A 17,782-nucleotide genomic window follows, 5' to 3' on the forward strand; every position below is an offset into this window, starting at 1 on the left:
CCGGCGGCCGTGGCCCGGAGGTCCGGGCCACGGCCCACATCGGCTCCGAGGTCAGATCTCGGCGACGGTACCGGCGTACATGCCGTCGATCTCGGCGGCGAAGTTGGTCTCGACGCTACGGCGCTTGATCTTCAGTGACGGTGTCATCTCGCCGTCCTCGACGGTCAGGTCACGGGGCAGGATGGTCACCTTCTTGATGGTCTCCCAGCGGTTGAGCTTGGCGTTGAGTTCCCGCACGTAGCCGTCGACCATCGCCTGTGCCTCGGCCGAGGCGACGATCTCGGCGTACGTCCGGCCCTCCAGCGGTCCGCCGGCGGCCCAGGCGCTGATCGCGTCGGGGTCGAGGGTGACCAGCATGGTGCAGTAGTTGCGGGCCTGGCCGATAACCACGGCCTGGGAGATGTACGGGCACAGCGCCTTGTACATGCCCTCGATGTGCGACGGCGCGATGTACTTGCCGCCGGAGGTCTTGACCAGGTCCTTCTTCCGGTCGGTGATCTTCAGGTAGCCGTCGGCGTCCAGTTCGCCGATGTCGCCGGTACGGAAGAACCCGTCCTCGGTGAACGCCGCAGCGGTCTCCTCCGGCAGATTGTGGTAGCCACGCATGACCGGTGCGCCACGCAGCAGGATCTCGCCGTCGGTGTCGATCCGGCACTCGAGGTCGCCGAGGGCCTGGCCGACCGTCCCGATCCGGAGCGCGCCCGGCCGGTTGACGAAGTTGCCGGCGCTGGTCTCGGTCAGACCGTAGCCCTCGGAGATCGGCAGGTTGGCGGCGGCGAAGAACGCGGCGATGTCCTTGCTCAGCGGTGCGGCCCCGGAGACCATCACCCGGATGCGTCCGCCCAGCTTGGTCTGGAGCTTGCTGAACACCAGCTTCTCGGCCAGCCGGTAGCGGAACCGGAGGCCACCGGACACCGGCTGACCGGCCTGCTCCAGGGCCACCTTGGTCTTACCGGTACGCACCGCCCAGGCGAAGATCTTGGCCTTGGCGCCGCCACCTGTCTGGGCGGTGGTGACCGACTTGTTGTAGACCTTCTCGAAGATCCGGGGGGCACCGCACATCACCGTCGGCCTGATCACGCCGAGCAGGTCGACGAGCTTGTCGAGCCGGCCGTCGACGTAGGTGGGCAGCCCGACGTGGATCACGCCGCAGAGCAGTGTCTTGCCGAAGGAGTGGGACAGCGGCAGCCACAGGTACTGCAGGTCCTCCGGCTTGAGCAGACCGAGTTCGGCCTGGGCCACGCCCTCCCAGCACCAGCCGGCGTGCAGCAGTTCGACGCCCTTGGGGCGGCCGGTCGTACCGGAGGTGTAGATCAGGGTGGCGAGGTGGTCCGGCTTGATCTCCTCGACGATCCGCTCGATCAGGCCGGGGTCCTCGGCCAGCGCCTCGGCGCCGCGCTGTTCCAGGTCGGCCAGGGTGAGCTGGGTGGGTGAGGCACCCGGGTCGGCTGCGCCGTCGATCAGCACGACATGGGTCAGGTCCGGTAGGTCGGCGTCGGAGATCTTGCTGGCCTGGGTGGGGTTCTCCGCGATCAGGATCCGGGATCCCGAGTCGGCGATGATGTAGGTCGCGTCCTCCGGCTCGGTCGTCGGATAGACCGTGGTGGTCGCGCCACCGGCGCACATCACCCCGAGGTCGGCGATGACCCATTCGAGTCGGGTGTTGGCCAGGATCGCGACCCGGTCCTCCGCGCCGATGCCGAGGCCGCGCAGTCCGGCTGCGATTGCCTTGGCCCGCTGTCCGATCTGCCCCCAGGTCAGCCAGACCGGCCCTGAATCGTCCGGTGCGGGGTGGCCGAACGCGTCGCCGTTGGGGGAGGCAGCGATACGTTTGAGGAACATATCCGGAATGGAGCGGTAGGGGACTTTGAGAGTCATCGCTTGAGCCGCCTTCGGGGGTATCTGCGTGATTGGCGTCACGTTAAATTGCGGTTACCGAAGAGTATTGCGTGTGCTGCAAGGGTCGGCTAGACCCGAGTTGGTCGCTGTCCCGCTGTGCGGGTGGTCGGAGTGACCACGTCGGTGACGATCCCGGCCGCGATCCGTACGGGCGGAAGGTGCAGTCTATTGACAATAATCGATTGAATGCTGGACGGTTGGATGCACCTGATCGAGAGGGGGGAAAGATGACTCTTTCCAGTCCATCCGACCGAAGCAGCCGCCGCAACCGGCTGACCCCGGTGCTCGCGGCCGGATTCGCGGTGGCCACCGCCGTCGCCCTGGCCAGCCCGGCCACTGCCGCACCGGCCGTCGGTGACATCCGCTACGCCGACAGCCCGACCGCGATAACCGACAGCTACCTGGTGGTGCTCGCCGACGACGCGATCGCTGCCCGGGCCGGCACCAGCCGTGCCGCAGTAGCCGTACCGGCCCGCGCTACCGAGCTGGCCGACCGGTACGGCGGCAGCGTCACCCGGGTCTACCACTCGGCGGTCAACGGCTTCCAGGTACGGCTCGGTGAGCAGGCCGCCCGGCGCCTCGCCGCCAGCCCGGACGTGGCCTACGTCGAGCAGGACCGAAGAGTGTCGGTCACCGGCACCCAGACCGATCCGCCGTCCTGGGGACTCGACCGGATAGACCAGCGCAACCTGCCCCTGGACGCCGCGTACACCTATCCGAACCAGGCGCCCTCGGTGCGGGCGTACGTCATCGACACCGGCATCCGGCTAAACCACCGGGACTTCGGGAAACGTGCCACCAGCGGCTTCGACGCGGTCGACGGCGGTACCGCCGACGACTGCAACGGACACGGCACGCACGTCGCCGGAACCGTGGCGGGTACCGCCCACGGGGTGGCAAAGCAGGCCCTGCTGGTCGCCGTACGGGTGCTCGACTGTTCGGGCAGCGGCACCACCGCCGGTGTGGTCGCCGGGGTGGACTGGGTGACCGCCAACGCGATCAAGCCGGCGGTGGCGAACATGAGTCTCGGCGGCGGGGCGAGCGCGGTCCTGGACAACGCGGTCACCAACTCGATCGCCTCGGGGGTCACCTACACCCTGGCCGCCGGCAACTCCAACAGCGACGCCTGCAACTACTCGCCGGCCCGGACCCCGACGGCGATCACGGTCGGCAACACCAACCAGGCCGACAACCGGGCACCGTCGTCCAACTACGGTCCCTGCCTGGATCTGTTCGCGCCGGGCACACTGATCACCTCCGCCTGGCACACCAGCCGGAACGCGACCAACACGATCAGCGGTACCTCGATGGCCGCACCGCACGCCGCCGGGGCCGCCGCCCTGCTGCTGCACCGGAACCCACTGTGGACCCCGCAGCAGGTACGTGACCAGCTGGTTGCCGACGCCACGCCCAACGTGGTCGTCAACCCCGGCCCCGGCTCGCCCAACCACCTGCTCCACGTCGCCAACTGATCCGCTCGGTCGGTGGGACGTTCCACGGTCCCGCTGCCGCATGGACGGAGATGAGCGGATGCTCCGGGGGCGTACCGACACGCGGTACGCCCCCGGAGCATGGTCGTGGTCTCCGGCGTCCGGCTGACGTCGGCGGACCGGGCGGTGTCGCCCGACACCGGACCGGCGTCAGTCGCAGTCCCGGTCATCGTCGTCGTCGGACTCCTGCTCGGCGCGGAGGACCTGGCCGGTGACCCGGTCGACGTCCACCTCGTGGCAGGCGCCGCTCTTCGCGATCTCGACATCCCAGACCGGTCGGCCGTGCTCCTGCTCGGCCTCCACCTCGACGAGTCGGCCACCACCGACGTGCGCCAGTGCGATCTGCACAGCCTGTGACGCGGTGACGGAGGTGGGTGCCACCGGATCCGTCGGCGCGGCCGGATCCGGGGACGGCACAGTGGCCGGTCCGGGTGACGAGACGGTGGCTGACGTGGCGACCCTGGTCGACGACGGCGGGTCGTCGGACGTCGCGGCGGCGGCCCCGATGGCCGTACCGACCACTGCGGTGGTGAGCACGCCACCGGCTACCAGGATCAGGAACCTGCGGGTCATGACGAACCTCCTCGGAGGGTGTTCCGGTAACGGGTGTTCCGGTAACTGGTCCGAGGTTCGCCCGGGGCGGGATAGCAGCGCGCTACCCGAACACTAAGCGGAGGTAAAGGCCGATGGCGGCCCCAGTTCCAGGGTCACCCGGGCGCCACCGGCCGGTCCGGTCGACAGGTAGAGCCGGCCACCGCTGGACTGTGCGGCCCGCCGGGCGATGTCCAGGCCGAGACCGGTCGACCCGGCCGAGCTGACCCCACGTACGACCGGTACCGGCGGCCCGACCGTACCGTCACGGCCCGGCGACCTGCCGCCCGTCCCGGGCAGACCCGGCCCCTGGTCCGTCACGGTCAGCGACGCCCCTCCCTCGGGCCGTGCCCGCAGGGCCACCGAAAACCCGGTTTCCTCCGGTGTGTGGGCGAAGACGTTGCCCAGTAGTGCGTCCACCACGGCCCCGAGTTCGTCGGCGGACAGCCGTACCGGTAGGGGAGTCGGGGCGAGGTCGAGGACGACGGTACGTCCGGTGTCCTCGGCCAGCACCGACCAGAACGCCACCCGGTCCCGTACCACCGGGGTCGCGTCGCAGGTCCGCCCGCCGGTGCCGTCGCTGGTGCGTCGGGCCTGCTGGATCAGCCCGGTCACCGCGCGTTCCAACGCGTCGACCCGTGCGGTGATCCGGGCGGCGTCGGCCGGGTCGGTCAACGACTCGGCCTCCAACCGCAGGGAGGTCAACGGCGTACGCAGCCGGTGGGACAGGTCGGCGACCTGTTCCCGTTCGTCCCGGAGCAACTCCTGTATCCGGCCGGCGAGATGGTTGAGCGCCCCGGCGACCTGGCGTAGCTCCGGCGGGCCGGCAGGTCGGGCCCGGGCGTTCAGCTCGGCGCGGGCCAGCCGGTGGGAGACGGCGGACAGCTCGGCGATCGGGGCGACCAGGGACCGGGCCAGCCGGTCGGCGACGAACAGACCGAGCAGCAGCAGCGTGACGCCGAGAACCGCCAGGACCAGCCAGGCCCGACCCACACCCCGGCTCAGCTCCGCCCGGGGTACGACGGTACGGATCACCACGGTGCCATCCGGGCGACCCTGTACGGCCACCACGATCTCGTAGCCGTCGGCGTGGTCCACGGTGAGGCTGTGGCCGAGGGCGGCCAGCCGTACCGCGTCGGTACGGGGGGCCGGTGTGCCGAGCACCGTACCGTCGGGCAGGAAGACGGTGACCGGCCGACGGGACGCGGCGGCGACCTGTTCGGTGCTGAGTCGCAGGGCGGCCGGGTCGGCGGTGCCGACCAGGGAGACGAGGCTCTGCGCGTCCGCGCTGGCGGCGACCAGGGCCCGGTCCCGGGCCACGGTACGGAGCAGCACCGCCAGCGGCACCAGGAAGGCCAGCAGGACCAGGCACATGGTGGCCGCGACGAGCAGGGATAGCCGGCGTCTCACCGCTGGTCCGGGGGAGCGTCGAGCCGGATCCCGACCCCGCGCACGGTGTGCAAGTAGCGCGGCTCCTGCGCGGTCTCGCCCAGCTTGCGGCGCAGCCAGGACAGGTGCACGTCCACCGTCTTGTCGGTGCTGCCGTACGGCACCCGCCACACCTCGGTGAGCAGTTCCCGCTTCGAGACCACCTGTCCGGCCCGGGCGGCGAGATGGTGCAGCAGCTCGAACTCGCGGGGGGTCAGGTCGAGTGGCGTACCGGAGAGGCTCGCCGTACGGGCCGAGGGGTCGAGCCGGAGCTCGCCGACTGCGATCATCGCCGCCCGATCCGGCTGACCGGCCCCCCGGCGCAGCACCGCCCGGACCCGTGCGTCGAGCTGGGCCGAGGTGAAGGGCTTGACCACGTAGTCGTCCGCGCCCGCGTCGAGGCCCCGGACGATCTCTACATCGTCGTCCCGGGCGGTAGCGATGATCACGGGCACCCTACTGACCGCCCGCAGCATCCGGAGCAGTTCCAGGCCGTCCAGATCGGGCAGTCCAAGGTCGAGGATCACCAGGTCGGGGCGCTCGTCGAGGATGGTCTGCAGCCCGCTCATCGCGGTGTAGGCGGTGGCCACCGCGTGGCCACGGTCGCGCAGTGCCCGGATCAGTGGCGTGCGGATCGCGGGGTCGTCTTCGATCAGCAGCAGGCGGGCCACCGTCCCACGGTAGCCCGACCGGACCGTCGATGCCGTTGGGCTTAACCGCGTCTTAGGGGTGTCCGGGCACGCCGTTAACCATCTCGGGGGGCATAGTCGGGTTCATGTATCGCCGTACTGTGTTCGCGGTGGCCGGCTGGCTCGTCGCCGCGGTGGCCGCCACGGTCACCGGACTGGCTGCCGTACGGGTGATCGGTGCCGGCATCACCGGCCCGGTCGGCGAGGTGGTCAGTGAGGAGGCGGTGAGCCGGTCCCTGGCCGCCACGCCACCGGCCGCCCCGGTCCCGACACCGGCGTCGGCGGGCCCCGGCGGCACGTCGCCGACCGTCGCCCCCACCGATGGCAGGGTGGTGTCCACCCCGGGCGGAACGGTGGTGGCACGGTGCGTCGGCGAGGAGGTGGTGCTGCTTTCGTGGGCACCGGCCCAGGGGTACGGCGTGAAGTCCGTCGACCAGGAGCCGGACGACCACGTACAGGTGTCCTTCGAGGGGGCGGCCGGTGAGGTGGAGGTGGAGCTGCGTTGTGTGGCCGGGCGACCGGTGGCGTCCTGGGATTGACGGCTTGTCGGGATGACGGCTCGGCCGGGGGCGCGCGGTTGGCCGGGTCAGGCGGCTCAGTGGTAGCGACTTGCCCCCATCGACCAGTCGTACGTGCCGCGGATCCAGCAGCGGCGGGCGGCGGCGAACCGGGCGACGTCCGGATCGTCACCGGCCAGTACGGTTGCCTCCAGCTCGACGTAGGCCTCCAGCCCGGCGTTGAACCGGCCCACCGTTTCCGCCAGGGCCGCCTTCTCGTCCTGTCCGGTCTCGTAGGCGATGGCCGTGGTGAGGTTGTGGCCGTCCGCCGTGATGCGGCGCTCCTTGTCGTAGGAGAAGGCGTCGTTGCACCAGCAGACGAGGTCGGCAGCCAGGGCGTCCAGAGTGGACAAATCCGGGTGGGCGAGCCGTTCGTCGGTGGGCAGCGCACCGTGCGCGATGTCGGTCAGCGTGAAGCTGGGGTAGACGGCGCCGGTGTGCCGCCGCATCTGGACGTACTCGGAGACGGCCGGCACGCGGCGGCGTTCACGGTTGGCGGCTTCCCACAGCAGTGCGAGCAGGTAGTTGCGGAGCTGACGGGCGAACCGCGTCAGCAGTCTCGGGTGCCCGAGCTGCCGGGCCCGTCCGCACAGGTCGTGCAGTGCGACGCCGGTCGGCCCGACGGTGGACAGCAGCTCCGCCGGCGCAGCGCCGCCCATCAGGTCGAGTACGTCGAGCAGTTGGGCGACCGCCGGCGACAGGCGGGCCGGGTCCGCGCCCAGCCCGTCGTCGTCACACCGGTCGTCGAAGGTGAACAGCCAGGTGACGAGGTCGGTCAGGAGCGCGAGCCGGTCCGGGTCGGCGTCCGGGCAGGCCCGGGCAGCCAGGTCCGCCGCGTTCGCCCGGTTGAGCCGGTTGGCCTCAGCCGCCGAGGCGACCAGCCCGAACTCCTCGGCCCAGCGGGTGGACTGTTCCCCGATCGCGGCGGCATGTGGGTTGACCTGCGGTGAGAAGGGCGGTCCGATCAGGGTGGCGGTGACGAACGCTCGCATGCTTCCTCCTGGTGCGCGCGTACGCGCAGAGGACGTGTGGGACGCTTCCCAAACCCTAGACTGAGTGGGGCAACAGTTGCATTTTGAGATATGTCGATGTCCATGGTGGATGGGAGCTCAGAGGTTGAAGTCCTCCGTGCGGAGCTTCTCGACCAGCGCGGTTGACCCGACCAGTTCGACCCGAGCCACCCGCTGCCGCCCGAACACGAACATCGCCAACTCGCCGGGCGGGCCGATCAGCTGCACCGACTCCCCGCTGGTGCCGACCGACAGTTCGCCGTGACCCGGTGCCCGGACCAGCACGCTGCCCGGGAACCGGCGCAGTGTGAGTCGGGCCAGTACGGGGATCCGCCGCCACAATGCCGCCGCCAGGCCGGGTGACAGCTCCCGGGGTCGCCAGTCCGGCTGGGCCCGGCGGAGGTCCTCATGGTGGATGAAGAACTCCATCGTGTTGGTGAGCTCGTCGAGCAACGGATTGCTCACCGGGCTCCACCACGGCGGTCGGCGGACCAGTTCGACCAACTCGGGGAAGGGCCGCGTGGCCATCGCCGACCGGACCCGCTCGGCGTGTCCGCGCAGCGGCCGGAGCAGGATGCCGGCGGCGGCGTCCGGGCGGCGCTCCCGAACCACCAGGTGGGCCGCGAGGTCCCGGGCCGCCCAACCCTCGTTGATGGTCGGGGCGTCCGGTCCGAGCGCCAGCAGGAGATCGGCGAAGGCCTGCCGTTCCGACCGCGCGTACCTCGGCATGGTTCCGATGGTAGGGGAACGCCCATGTTCCCGACCCGGATCGCCCGCACCGGGCGGCGGCTTCGGGGTGCGGTCCGCCCGTCCCGACATCGTGATCGCCGACATAATCAATACCGGTTCGTAATCATTGGCCGTATCGGTAAGGATGAGACGACCGAGTGGCGGCTTACGGCGGGGGAAAGCGTGGCGACCAGTACAAAGCGAGACGTGCTCGGTAGGGGGATCCGTATTCTCGGCCGGGCCATCCGCGAGGAACCGCGCATCTTCGCGGTCGCGGTGACCGGCAGCGTCGTCTTCGGGCTCATGATCATCGCCAGTGCGTACGTGGTCGGCGCGGTGGTCGGCGAGGTCGCGGTACCGGCCATCGCCCGTGGCGAGGCCGACACCGGGCTGGTCGCCCTCGGTGCGGCAGCCCTGGTCGCCGTCAGCCTGCTCAAGGTGGCCGGGATCTTCGGCCGTCGGCTCGGTGCCGGCTTCATGCAGTACCGACTCCAGGCCAGCTACCGCCAGCGGGTCACCCGTCGCTATCTGGACCTGCCGCTGTCCTGGCACCACCGGCACGCCACCGGCACCCTGCTGTCCAACGCCAACTCCGACGTCGAAGCCGCCTGGTATCCGATCGCGCCACTGCCCTTCGCGGTCGGCACCGTGGTGATGTTGGCCGCCGCGATCGGCTCGCTGTTCTTCACCGACTGGGTACTGGCCCTGGTCGGGTTGGCGATCTTCCCGGCCCTGTTCGCACTCAACGTCGTCTACTCCCGGCGGATGGCCCCCCGCCAGACCCGGGCGCAGCAGTTGCGGGCCGAGGTCAGCGCCATCGCCCACGAGAGCTTCGACGGTGCCCTGGTGGTCAAGACGATGGGCCGGGAGGAGCGGGAGACCGCCCGGTTTGCCGCCCGCGCCAACGAGCTACGCGACGCGCTGATCGCAGTGGGACGGCTGCGTGGCGTCTTCGACCCGATGCTGGAGACCCTGCCCAGCCTCGGCACCCTCGCCGTACTGGTCGTCGGCGCGATCCGGCTGCGGCAGGACGCGGTCACCGTCACCGAACTGGTCAGCGTGGCGTTCCTCTTCACCGTGCTGGCCTTTCCGGTCCGGGCGATCGGCTGGGTGCTGGCCGAACTACCCCGCAGTGTCGCCGGCTGGGACCGGTTGCAGACCGTACTCACCGCCACCGGCGAGATGCCGTACGGCGATCGCGTCCTGGACCCGACGGTCGGCACACCGGCCGCGCTCGACTTCGACCGGGTCAGCTTCGGCTACGAGCCCGCCGATCAGGAGGCGTCGGCCACGCCGGTGCTGCACGACGTCTCGTTCACCGTCGCGCCCGGCCGGACCGTCGCACTGGTCGGCCCCACCGGATCGGGCAAGTCGACGATCGCGTCGCTGGCCGTACGGCTGGTCGACCCGGACTCGGGCACGGTACGACTGGACGGAACCGACGTACGGTCGTTGACCGCCGGCTCGCTGGCCGGCAACGTCGCGCTGGTGGCGCAGGTGCCGTTCGTCTTCGACGACACCGTACGGGCGAACATCGCCCTGGACCGGCCCGGCATCACCGACGACGACATCTGGGCCGCGTTGCGGCTGGCCGAGGCGACCGGCTTCGTCTCGGCGCTCCCGGACGGGCTGGACACCATGGTCGGTGAGCGCGGCACCTCGCTCTCCGGCGGGCAACGCCAGCGGCTGACCCTGGCCCGTGCGCTGGCCGGCCGACCCCGGCTGCTGGTGCTCGACGACGCCACCAGCGCGGTCGACCCGAGGGTCGAGGCGGCGATCCTGGCCGGGCTGCGGGCCGGTTCCGGCGACGCCCCGGCCACCTCCATCCTCGTGGTGGCGTACCGCCGGGCCACGATCGCACTCGCCGACGAGGTGGTGTACGTGGAGCGCGGCCGGGTGGTTGCCCGGGGCACACATCAGGAGTTGCTGGCGACCACGCCCGGCTACGCCGATCTGGTCACCGCCTACGAGAAGGCCGAAGCCGAACGTGAGCGGGAGAAGCAGCAGGCCCTCGACTCCGCCAACGAGATCGAAGAGGTGACGGCGTGAGCGAGCGTAGTGAGCGAACTGGGTGGCTCAGCATCGGTCACGGCGGCGCCGACCGTAGGGAGGGGATGGCGTGAGTGAGCGTAGTGAGCGAACTGGGTGGCTCAGCATCGGTCACGGCGGCGCCGACCGTAGGGAGGGGATGGCGTGACCACCGAGGTTGTGACGCCGGAGCCGGTGGAGAGCACCTGGCGTACCCTGCGCCGGGGGCTCGCCCTCTCGCCGGAACTGCGCACTGGGCTGGCCGGCACCCTCGCGCTGGCCGTGGTGTCGATGGTCGGCCGGGCCGCCGTACCGGTGGCGGTGCAACAGGGCATCGACCGGGGCCTGGCCGTGCCCGGTGGCCCGGACCTCGGCGTGGTCGGCGCGGTCGTGGCGTTCACCGCCGCGGTGCTGGTGGTGACCACTCTCTGCGGCTACCTGATGATGCGGCGGCTGTTCACGGTCAGCGAGACCGCACTGGCCGGCGTACGCACCCGGGCGTTCCGGCACGTGCACGACCTGTCGATGCTGCACCAGCAGTCGGAACGGCGTGGTTCGCTGGTTTCCCGGGTCACCAGCGACGTGGACCAGATCACCCAGTTCCTCCAGTGGGGCGGGGTGATCCTGCTGATCAGCCTCGGACAGGTGCTCGTTACCGCGACGGTGATGGCGGTCTACTCCTGGCAGCTCACCCTGGTGGTGTTCGCCGCGTTCCTGCCGGCGATCGTGATCATCCGGCTCTTCCAGCGGCGGCTGGCCGGTGCCTACGGGCTGGTCCGGCAACGGATGGGTGCGATGCTGGCCGCCATCTCCGAGAGCGTCGTCGGTGCACCGGTCATCCGGGCGTACGGCGTGTCCGGGCGGACCGCCGCCCGACTGGACGAGACCATCCACTCCCAGCGCGTGGCGCAGCAGCGGGCTCTGCGTACCAGCGTGATCGGCTTCTCCACCGGGGAGATCGCCGCCGGGCTGGCGCTGGCCGCTGTGGTGGTACTCGGGGTACGGCTCGGTGTCGACGGGACGCTGAGCATCGGTCAGCTCACCGCCTTTCTCTTCCTGGTGACCCTGTTCATCCAGCCGGTCCAGATCGCCACCGAGGTGCTCAACGAGGCGCAGAACGCGATCGCCGGCTGGCGTCGGGTGCTCGACGTCCTGGATGTGGAGCCGGATGTGGCCGACCCGGGTGAGCAGGGCGTCGACCTGCCGGTCGGGGCGCTCGACATCCGCTTCGCCGATGTTGGTTTCGCCTACCCCGGTGGGCCGCCGGTGCTCTCCGACGTGACGGTGGACATCCCGGCCAAGGCCCGGATCGCCGTGGTGGGTGAGACCGGAAGTGGCAAGACGACCTTCGCGAAGCTGCTCACCCGGTTGATGGACCCCACCTCCGGTACGGTGCTGCTCTCCGGCGTGCCGTTGGACCGGGTCCGGTTCGCGTCACTGCGGTCCCGGGTGGTGATGGTGCCGCAGGACGGCTTCCTGTTCGACTCGACGGTGGCGGCGAACGTCCGGTTCGCCCGTCCGACGATGACCGACGAGGAGTTGGCCGAGGCCTTCACCGAACTGGGCCTGGCCGACTGGGTGGCGGGTCTGCCGGCCGGTCTGGAGACGCCGGTCGGTGAGCGGGGTGAGGCGTTGAGTGTGGGGGAGCGGCAGTTGGTCGCGTTGGCGCGGGCCTATGTCGCGGATCCGGACCTGCTGGTGCTGGATGAGGCGACCAGCGCGGTCGACCCGGCCACCGAGGTACGGCTGCAACGAACGCTGGACGCGGTGACCCGGGGACGTACCACGGTGGCGATCGCCCACCGGCTCTCCACCGCGCAGGCCGCCGACGAGGTGATCGTCGTGGACCGGGGTCGGATCGTGCAGCGCGGTCCGCACGACGAGTTGGTCCGCGACCCGTCCTCGGTCTATGGCCTGCTCTACGCGTCCTGGCTGGAGCAGACCCGTTAGGAGGTTCGGCCCAGGGTGATCACCGTACGTCCGATCGGTCGTTGAGTCAGGAGGAAGGCCGCTCCGGCCAGTTCCTCGATGGGGACCGACCAGATGATCCTGCCGGACCTGACGCAGTACCGGTTGCATCGCACCGTCACCGATGCCGAACTCGACGGTGTGGCGGTTCCCGGCCTCTGTGCCGAGTTCTACCGTCGCGACGACGGCGGGCGTACCGCCACGGTCGGACGCTACTGGCACAGCGGCCGGGAACTGTTGATGGCCTGGGGGTACGTCGACGAGGAGCACTGTCGTTACTCCGCCCTGCGGGGCGAGGACGGTACGTGGCTACCGGCCACCGCCGGCTGCCCCGCCGTGCGGGTCCTTCGGGACCTGACGCATCCCGACGCGCCGGTGACCGGCTTCGCGGTCCGGGACCCGCACGGGCGGTGGATCACCTGGGGGAGCCTGCCCGGAGTCGCCGTCGACGCTCCGGACAGCTGTCCTCCGATCGGACCCTGACGCCACCGGTTGTTTCCGGTCAGGGGGTCGTTCCGGTGGTGGGCGCGGGTGCCGCCAACCGCCTGGCGCGTCGTACGGTCCACAACGACAGCCCGGTCAGGGCCAACGCCGTCGCGAACGCCGCGAGATGGATCACCGGGTTGTCGATCGGCACGAATCCGATCACCGCGACCGGCAGTTGCACCACGGCGATCAACGCGACCAGCAGGCCACGCCGTTCGCGGCCCCAGGCATAGGCCGTCCACAGTGGAGCTGTCACGGCGACCAGGGTCAGCACGTCCAGGGCGGTGTGCAGGTAGGCGTTGTGTACGGCGTTGTGCGCGAACGCCTGTGCCGGTGACGCCACCAGCAGTGCCGCGATCGCGAGACCGGCCAGGACTCCCACTCGACGCATCGCAACCTCCTTTAGCGACTGCGTGAACACGAACAGCTATCACGGTAGGGAAGGGGTGGTCCGGGAAGAAGGGGTTTGACGCCATGCGCGTCACCGGGCGACTCCAATGCGTGATGCCGTCGTCCGGTGAGGGTCAGCGTGAGTAGAACTCGACGACCAGTTGTTCGTCGCAGATGACCGGGATCTCACGGCGGGCGGGCTCGCGGACCAGTGTGACGCTCAGCTCTGCCAGGCTGACCGACAGGTACGGCGCACCCGGGCCGTCGTAGCGGTGCGCACCGGCCGAGGCGAGTTGGAACGGCGGCTTCGTCCGGCTGCGCTGGCGTACCTGGACGACCTGCCCGGGGCGTAGCCGGTACGACGGCCGGTCGACCTTGTCGCCGTCGACGGTGAAGTGTCCGTGGGCGACGAGTTGTCGCGCCTGGTAGATCGTGCGGGCCAGGCCGGCCCGGTGTACCACCGCGTCCAGGCGTCGTTCGAGGAGGCTGACCAGGTTCTCGCCGGTCTTGCCGCTGGCGTGGACGGCGTTGTCGAAGGTCCGGCGGAGTTGGGTCTCGCTGACGTTGTACTGGTGCCGCAGTCGCTGCTTCTCGAGCAGTCGTACCTGGTAGTCCGACGTACGACGGCGTTGCCGGCCGTGTACGCCGGGCGGGTACGGCCGCCGCTCGAAGTACTTCGCGCACTTGCGGGTCAGCGGGATGCCGAGGGCGCGGGAGAGTCGCGCCTTGGGCCTCGGGTGATTCATCTGGACGTCTCCGACTCGGTGGGTTAGCCTGCCCTTACTTAGGTGAGCCTAACCTTTTCCCGGAGGTTCTGTCATGCAGCCCAGCCCCGCTGAGATCGCTCGGACGCTGTCAGCCGGCCGGCTCGCCGGCCTCGCGTACGTCGCCTACCGTCCCGGTCCGCACCGGGTCCGGCACGTCGTCGACGCGCAGGGGCGGGTGCTGCTGCTGGTGGCGGTGGACAGTGATCTGGCCGAGGCGTTACGACCACAGGACGGGGCCGACGACATCGCCACCGTGATCGACGTACGGGATCAACCGCCGAGCGCCGCAGCGCCCTCGCTGGGCCGGGTATGGATCTCCGGCTGGGCCCGTCGACTCGGTGGCGCGGAGGCCAGCCGGGCCGCCCTCGACTTCGCCGAGATCCTTCCCACCGGCGACCTGCTCGACGTCGGCCGGGGGTTCGCCCTGTACCACCTCGACGTAGCCGAGGTCCGGCTACAACGGGCCGGGGCCGCCTTCGACGTCGATCCGTACGACTATGCCGAGGCGGAACCGGACCCGCTGCACCACATCGAGCGGGAACTGCTGGTCGATCCCGACGGCCACCACGGCCCCGAGCCCACCGGGTTCGTACGGGCTCAACTCGGTGAGCTACCCGCAGGACAGCAGGGCGAAGTGCCGCCTCGCGCGTGATCGCCAGACCGGACCTACCGCCTCCCCGATTCCCGGCTACCGGTCGAAGACGTCGGTGAGATCGCCGGTGACGTAGCGCTGTACGGTCGGCGCGATCGCCGTGACCAGGGTCTCCGCCGGGGTGGAGGCCAGCGGCTCCAACCTGAGGATGTAGCGGGTGATGGCCAGCCCGACCAGTTGCGAGGCGACCAGCGACGCACGCAGCGGAGCCTGCGCCGGGTCGAGCGCCAGGTGGGTGGTCACCTGACGCAGGATCTGGGTGACCACGAAGTCGCGTAGCAGGCGGGCCGTCCACTCGTTGCTGACGGCCGAACGCAACAGCGCCACCCCGGCGGTGCCGGCCGGCGAGTCCCAGATCCTCAGGAAGAGCCGTACCAGTCGCTGGCCGATCTCGTCCGGTGGCCCGGTGAGCACCTCCGGCAGCACCTCGCGGGGATCCAGCGGAGCGTTCATGGCCGTCAGGAAGAGTTGGTCCTTGGTGCCGAAGTAGTGATGGACCAGCGCCGGGTCGACCCCGGCGCCGGCCGCGATGGCGCGGATCGAAGCGCCGTCGAAGCCACGTTCGGCGAACACCTCCCGGGCGGTAACGAGGATCGCCTCCCGGGTGTCCGGGTTACCCGGCCGCCGTCCGGTCCGTCGTGCCATCAACATCCTTCATCGTCGTACGCGGACCGGTCAGCCGGTCCGCCGTCGTAGCGTGGCGGCCGCGAGGACCAGGGCCACCACGACCGCGCCGACCACGATCGCCAGGTCCCGCCACATCGTGCCGGTCGGTGCGGCGTGCGCCCCGACCTCCTGTAGCGCCTCGACCGCGTAGGTCAGCGGCAGCGCGTTGCTGAACCCCTCCAACCAGCCCGCCATCTGGTCGCGGGCGACGAACAGGCCGCAGAGCAGGAGTTGCGGGATCACCACGATCGGCATGAACTGTACGGCCTGGAACTCGGTACGGGCGAAGGCGCTGCAGAACAGCCCCAGCGCCACCCCGAGTACGGCGTTGACCGCCGCGATCAGGATGACCAGCCCGGCGCTCCCCTTGGTGGTCAGGCCGAACAGCCAGTACGCGACGCCGGCCGAGATGGCGGCCTGGACCACGGCCGCCAGACCGAAGGCGATGCCGTAGCCGAAGAGCAGGTCGAGCCGGCCCAGTGGCGTGGTCAGCAGCCGTTCCAGCGTCCCGGAGGTGCGTTCGCGCAGCATGGCGATGCTCGTCACCAGGAACATGATGACGAACGGGAACACGCCAAGCATGATCAGCGCGATCCGGTCGAATGTGGACGATGCGGCGGGGGTGTCCGGTTCGCCGCCGAACATGTAGTAGAGCAGGGTGAGCAGCACCGCCGGTACGGCGACCAGCAACGCCACCGTACGCCGGTCGTGGCGCAGCTGGCGCAGGATCCGGCCGACGGTCGCGGCCAGGATTCGCGGGCTCATCGGGCCACCGTCCCTTCCTTCTCGCGGATCAGCTGTAGGAACGCCGCGTCGAGGTCACCGGTGCCGGTGGCGGCCCGTACCCCGTCGGGGGTGTCGTCGGCGATCAACTGCCCCTCGCGGATCAGCAGCAGCCGGTCACAGCGGGCCGCCTCGTCCATGACGTGGCTGGAGACCAGCAACGTGGTGCCGTTGGCCGCCATCTCGTGGAACCTCGCCCACAGGTCCGCCCGCAGGACCGGGTCCTGCCCGACGGTGGGCTCGTCGAGCACGAGCAGTTCGGGGCGGCCGACGATGGCACAGGCCAGGGACGCCCGGCTGCGCTGGCCGCCGGAGAGGGTGCCGACCAGTTGGCCGGCTGCCGGGGCCAGACCGACGTCGGCGACCGCCTGGTCGGCCTGCGCCGCCGGGACGCCGTGCAGCGCGGCGAAGTAGCGGGCGTTCTCCCGTACGGTCAGGTCGAAGTAGACGCTCGGTGCCTGGGTGAGGTAGCCGATCCGGCGGCGGAGCGCCGGGGAGCCGGCCGGTTCCCCGAGTACGCGGACCGTGCCGGCGGTGACGATCTGCACGCCGACCACGGCGCGCATCAGAGTGGTCTTTCCGCTGCCACTGGGGCCGAGCAGCCCGGTGACGCTACCGAGGGGTATCGCGCAGCTGATGCCGTCCAGCACCGTCCGCTTTCCGCGACGTACGACGAGGTCACGTACCCCGATCGCGGTGTCCATCTGGTCCTCCCGAGGGGAAAACTCAACGAGTGTTGAACTCAACGCTAGTTGAAATATTTCCGGTGGGCAATCTGCGTCGTGGTCCCGACATGGCACGCTCAGCGCCCGTGGAACCTGACCTGACGATGTTGCGGGAGCTGGTGGAAGCCTCACCCGAGGTGGTCGTCCGCCCGGGCAGGGGCGTGCCGGAGGAGCTGATCCGGCAGGCCGAGGCCCTGATCGGCCCGCTGTCACCGTCGTACCGGTGGTGGTTGGCCGAGTACGGCAGCGCACAACTCGGCGGCGAGTGGCTGGCCACCCTCGCGCCCCCGGAACATCGCGCCCACGCACACGACGAGCTGACCACCGCCTGGCGACGGACCGGGGACCGATTGTGCTTCCATACCGAGGCCGACGGCGGTGACACCTACTACTTCGCCCTCGACGAACGCGTCGGAGCGGAGCATCCGGTCGTCCGGGTGGGCCACGACGGGGACGAGGAGCCGTACGCGGACTCCTTCGCGGGCTTCCTGACCGTCCAGGTGGCGTTGGCCAACCGGCTCCGCGACGGTCCGAACCCGGACCTGGCCCGGCTCTGGCGGTTGACGCCCGGCGTTCTGCTGCCCAACGGTGTGCTGATCTACGGCCCGCACACCATTGCTGAGCGTAACGAGACGTACGAAGTGCACAGGTACGCCCCGCACTGGGTGCTCATCGGGGACGACAGCGGTGGTAGCGGTCTGTTCATGCGTCGGCACGGCCGCGACCGCACCTCGGTCCACCGCCTCGACCTGGGGGCGATCGAGGAGGACATCGCGACGGCGGCCGGCCAGCGGCTGACCGGTGACCTCCTCGGTTGGCTGGGCCAGGGCGCCGACATGACCCGGCATCAATACTCTTCGGGACAGTAACTAACCGACCGGACAGCCGGGCCTTGACCGGACATTGCGCCTAGCTGCGCTCCTG

The 17,782-nt window shown here is 70.3% G+C and carries 17 protein-coding genes and 1 pseudogene; 7 read left to right on the forward strand and 11 right to left on the reverse strand.

What is annotated here, in order from left to right:
• Positions 1 to 51 precede the first annotated feature (51 nt).
• On the reverse strand, positions 52 to 1,878 hold the full coding sequence (locus ACFQ4H_RS27960) for an AMP-dependent synthetase/ligase (protein ID WP_377576372.1): 1,827 nt from the start codon (positions 1,876 to 1,878) through the stop codon (positions 52 to 54).
• A 248-nt stretch (positions 1,879 to 2,126) separates the two neighbouring features.
• Between ACFQ4H_RS27960 and ACFQ4H_RS27965 the strand changes: the two are divergent.
• Positions 2,127 to 3,368: pseudogene (locus ACFQ4H_RS27965) on the forward strand (S8 family peptidase); the annotation flags it as partial.
• Between the two features lie 171 nt (positions 3,369 to 3,539).
• Here ACFQ4H_RS27965 and ACFQ4H_RS27970 read toward each other — a convergent pair.
• The 3 genes from ACFQ4H_RS27970 to ACFQ4H_RS27980 all read right to left on the reverse strand — a co-directional run bounded on the left by ACFQ4H_RS27970 (position 3,540) and on the right by ACFQ4H_RS27980 (position 6,079).
• The gene (locus tag ACFQ4H_RS27970) at positions 3,540 to 3,962 is read right to left on the reverse strand and encodes a PepSY domain-containing protein (RefSeq protein ID WP_377576374.1); all 423 of its coding nucleotides are present in this window, start codon (positions 3,960 to 3,962) and stop codon (positions 3,540 to 3,542) included.
• Positions 3,963 to 4,055: 93 nt separating this feature from the next.
• Positions 4,056 to 5,390: a HAMP domain-containing sensor histidine kinase gene (locus ACFQ4H_RS27975; RefSeq protein ID WP_377576376.1), complete on the reverse strand. Its 1,335-nt coding sequence runs from the start codon at positions 5,388 to 5,390 to the stop codon at positions 4,056 to 4,058.
• A complete protein-coding gene (locus ACFQ4H_RS27980) occupies positions 5,387 to 6,079 on the reverse strand; it encodes a response regulator transcription factor (protein WP_377576379.1) in 693 nt (230 codons plus the stop codon). Before ACFQ4H_RS27980 ends, ACFQ4H_RS27975 begins: the two co-directional genes overlap by 4 nt.
• 104 nt (positions 6,080 to 6,183) lie before the next feature.
• On the opposite strand from ACFQ4H_RS27980, the gene ACFQ4H_RS27985 reads away from it, so the two are divergent.
• Complete coding sequence (locus tag ACFQ4H_RS27985) at positions 6,184 to 6,636, forward strand: septum formation initiator (protein WP_377576382.1); 453 nt, start codon at positions 6,184 to 6,186, stop codon at positions 6,634 to 6,636.
• 56 nt (positions 6,637 to 6,692) lie between these two features.
• On the opposite strand, the gene ACFQ4H_RS27990 is transcribed toward ACFQ4H_RS27985, so the two are convergent.
• On the reverse strand, positions 6,693 to 7,646 hold the full coding sequence (locus ACFQ4H_RS27990) for a terpene synthase family protein (RefSeq protein ID WP_377576384.1): 954 nt from the start codon (positions 7,644 to 7,646) through the stop codon (positions 6,693 to 6,695).
• A gap of 117 nt (positions 7,647 to 7,763) precedes the next feature.
• Positions 7,764 to 8,393: a TIGR03085 family metal-binding protein gene (locus ACFQ4H_RS27995; protein ID WP_377576387.1), complete on the reverse strand. Its 630-nt coding sequence runs from the start codon at positions 8,391 to 8,393 to the stop codon at positions 7,764 to 7,766.
• Positions 8,394 to 8,576: 183 nt separating this feature from the next.
• Between ACFQ4H_RS27995 and ACFQ4H_RS28000 the strand changes: the two genes are divergently transcribed.
• From ACFQ4H_RS28000 to ACFQ4H_RS28010, 3 genes are all read left to right on the forward strand, one after another.
• A complete protein-coding gene (locus ACFQ4H_RS28000; protein ID WP_377576390.1) occupies positions 8,577 to 10,442 on the forward strand; it encodes an ABC transporter ATP-binding protein in 1,866 nt (621 codons plus the stop codon).
• Positions 10,443 to 10,586: 144 nt separating this feature from the next.
• On the forward strand, positions 10,587 to 12,371 hold the full coding sequence (locus tag ACFQ4H_RS28005; protein ID WP_377576393.1) for an ABC transporter ATP-binding protein: 1,785 nt from the start codon (positions 10,587 to 10,589) through the stop codon (positions 12,369 to 12,371).
• 78 nt (positions 12,372 to 12,449) lie between these two features.
• Positions 12,450 to 12,872, forward strand: coding sequence for a hypothetical protein (locus tag ACFQ4H_RS28010; RefSeq protein ID WP_377576396.1), 423 nt, complete (start codon positions 12,450 to 12,452; stop codon positions 12,870 to 12,872).
• Between the two features lie 19 nt (positions 12,873 to 12,891).
• Here ACFQ4H_RS28010 and ACFQ4H_RS28015 read toward each other — a convergent pair whose 3' ends face one another.
• Positions 12,892 to 13,266: a hypothetical protein gene (locus ACFQ4H_RS28015; protein ID WP_377576399.1), complete on the reverse strand. Its 375-nt coding sequence runs from the start codon at positions 13,264 to 13,266 to the stop codon at positions 12,892 to 12,894.
• A gap of 133 nt (positions 13,267 to 13,399) precedes the next feature.
• On the reverse strand, positions 13,400 to 14,011 hold the full coding sequence (gene rpsD, locus ACFQ4H_RS28020) for a 30S ribosomal protein S4 (protein WP_377576402.1): 612 nt from the start codon (positions 14,009 to 14,011) through the stop codon (positions 13,400 to 13,402).
• A 73-nt stretch (positions 14,012 to 14,084) separates the two neighbouring features.
• On the opposite strand from rpsD, the gene ACFQ4H_RS28025 reads away from it, so the two are divergent.
• Positions 14,085 to 14,684: a DUF2470 domain-containing protein gene (locus ACFQ4H_RS28025; RefSeq protein WP_377576404.1), complete on the forward strand. Its 600-nt coding sequence runs from the start codon at positions 14,085 to 14,087 to the stop codon at positions 14,682 to 14,684.
• Positions 14,685 to 14,720: 36 nt separating this feature from the next.
• Here the strand turns inward: ACFQ4H_RS28025 and ACFQ4H_RS28030 are convergent, their stop codons facing one another.
• The 3 genes from ACFQ4H_RS28030 to ACFQ4H_RS28040 are packed head-to-tail and all read right to left on the reverse strand — an operon-like array spanning position 14,721 to position 16,837.
• A complete protein-coding gene (locus ACFQ4H_RS28030; protein ID WP_377576407.1) occupies positions 14,721 to 15,329 on the reverse strand; it encodes a TetR/AcrR family transcriptional regulator in 609 nt (202 codons plus the stop codon).
• Positions 15,330 to 15,359: 30 nt separating this feature from the next.
• A complete protein-coding gene (locus tag ACFQ4H_RS28035) occupies positions 15,360 to 16,115 on the reverse strand; it encodes an ABC transporter permease (protein ID WP_377576410.1) in 756 nt (251 codons plus the stop codon).
• Positions 16,112 to 16,837, reverse strand: a complete 726-nt coding sequence (locus tag ACFQ4H_RS28040) for an ABC transporter ATP-binding protein (RefSeq protein WP_377576413.1) — start codon at positions 16,835 to 16,837, stop codon at positions 16,112 to 16,114. The genes ACFQ4H_RS28035 and ACFQ4H_RS28040 overlap by 4 nt, the downstream gene beginning before the upstream one ends.
• 107 nt (positions 16,838 to 16,944) lie before the next feature.
• Between ACFQ4H_RS28040 and ACFQ4H_RS28045 the strand changes: the two genes are divergently transcribed.
• Positions 16,945 to 17,727 carry an SMI1/KNR4 family protein gene (locus tag ACFQ4H_RS28045; RefSeq protein WP_377576416.1) on the forward strand — a complete coding sequence of 261 codons (783 nt, stop codon included), beginning with the start codon at positions 16,945 to 16,947 and terminating at the stop codon, positions 17,725 to 17,727.
• The last annotated feature ends 55 nt before the right edge of the window (positions 17,728 to 17,782 follow it).

Origin of the sequence: Micromonospora sonneratiae (genome assembly GCF_042679305.1) — a bacterium.
Classification (GTDB): Bacteria; Actinomycetota; Actinomycetes; order Mycobacteriales; family Micromonosporaceae; genus Micromonospora_H; species Micromonospora_H sonneratiae.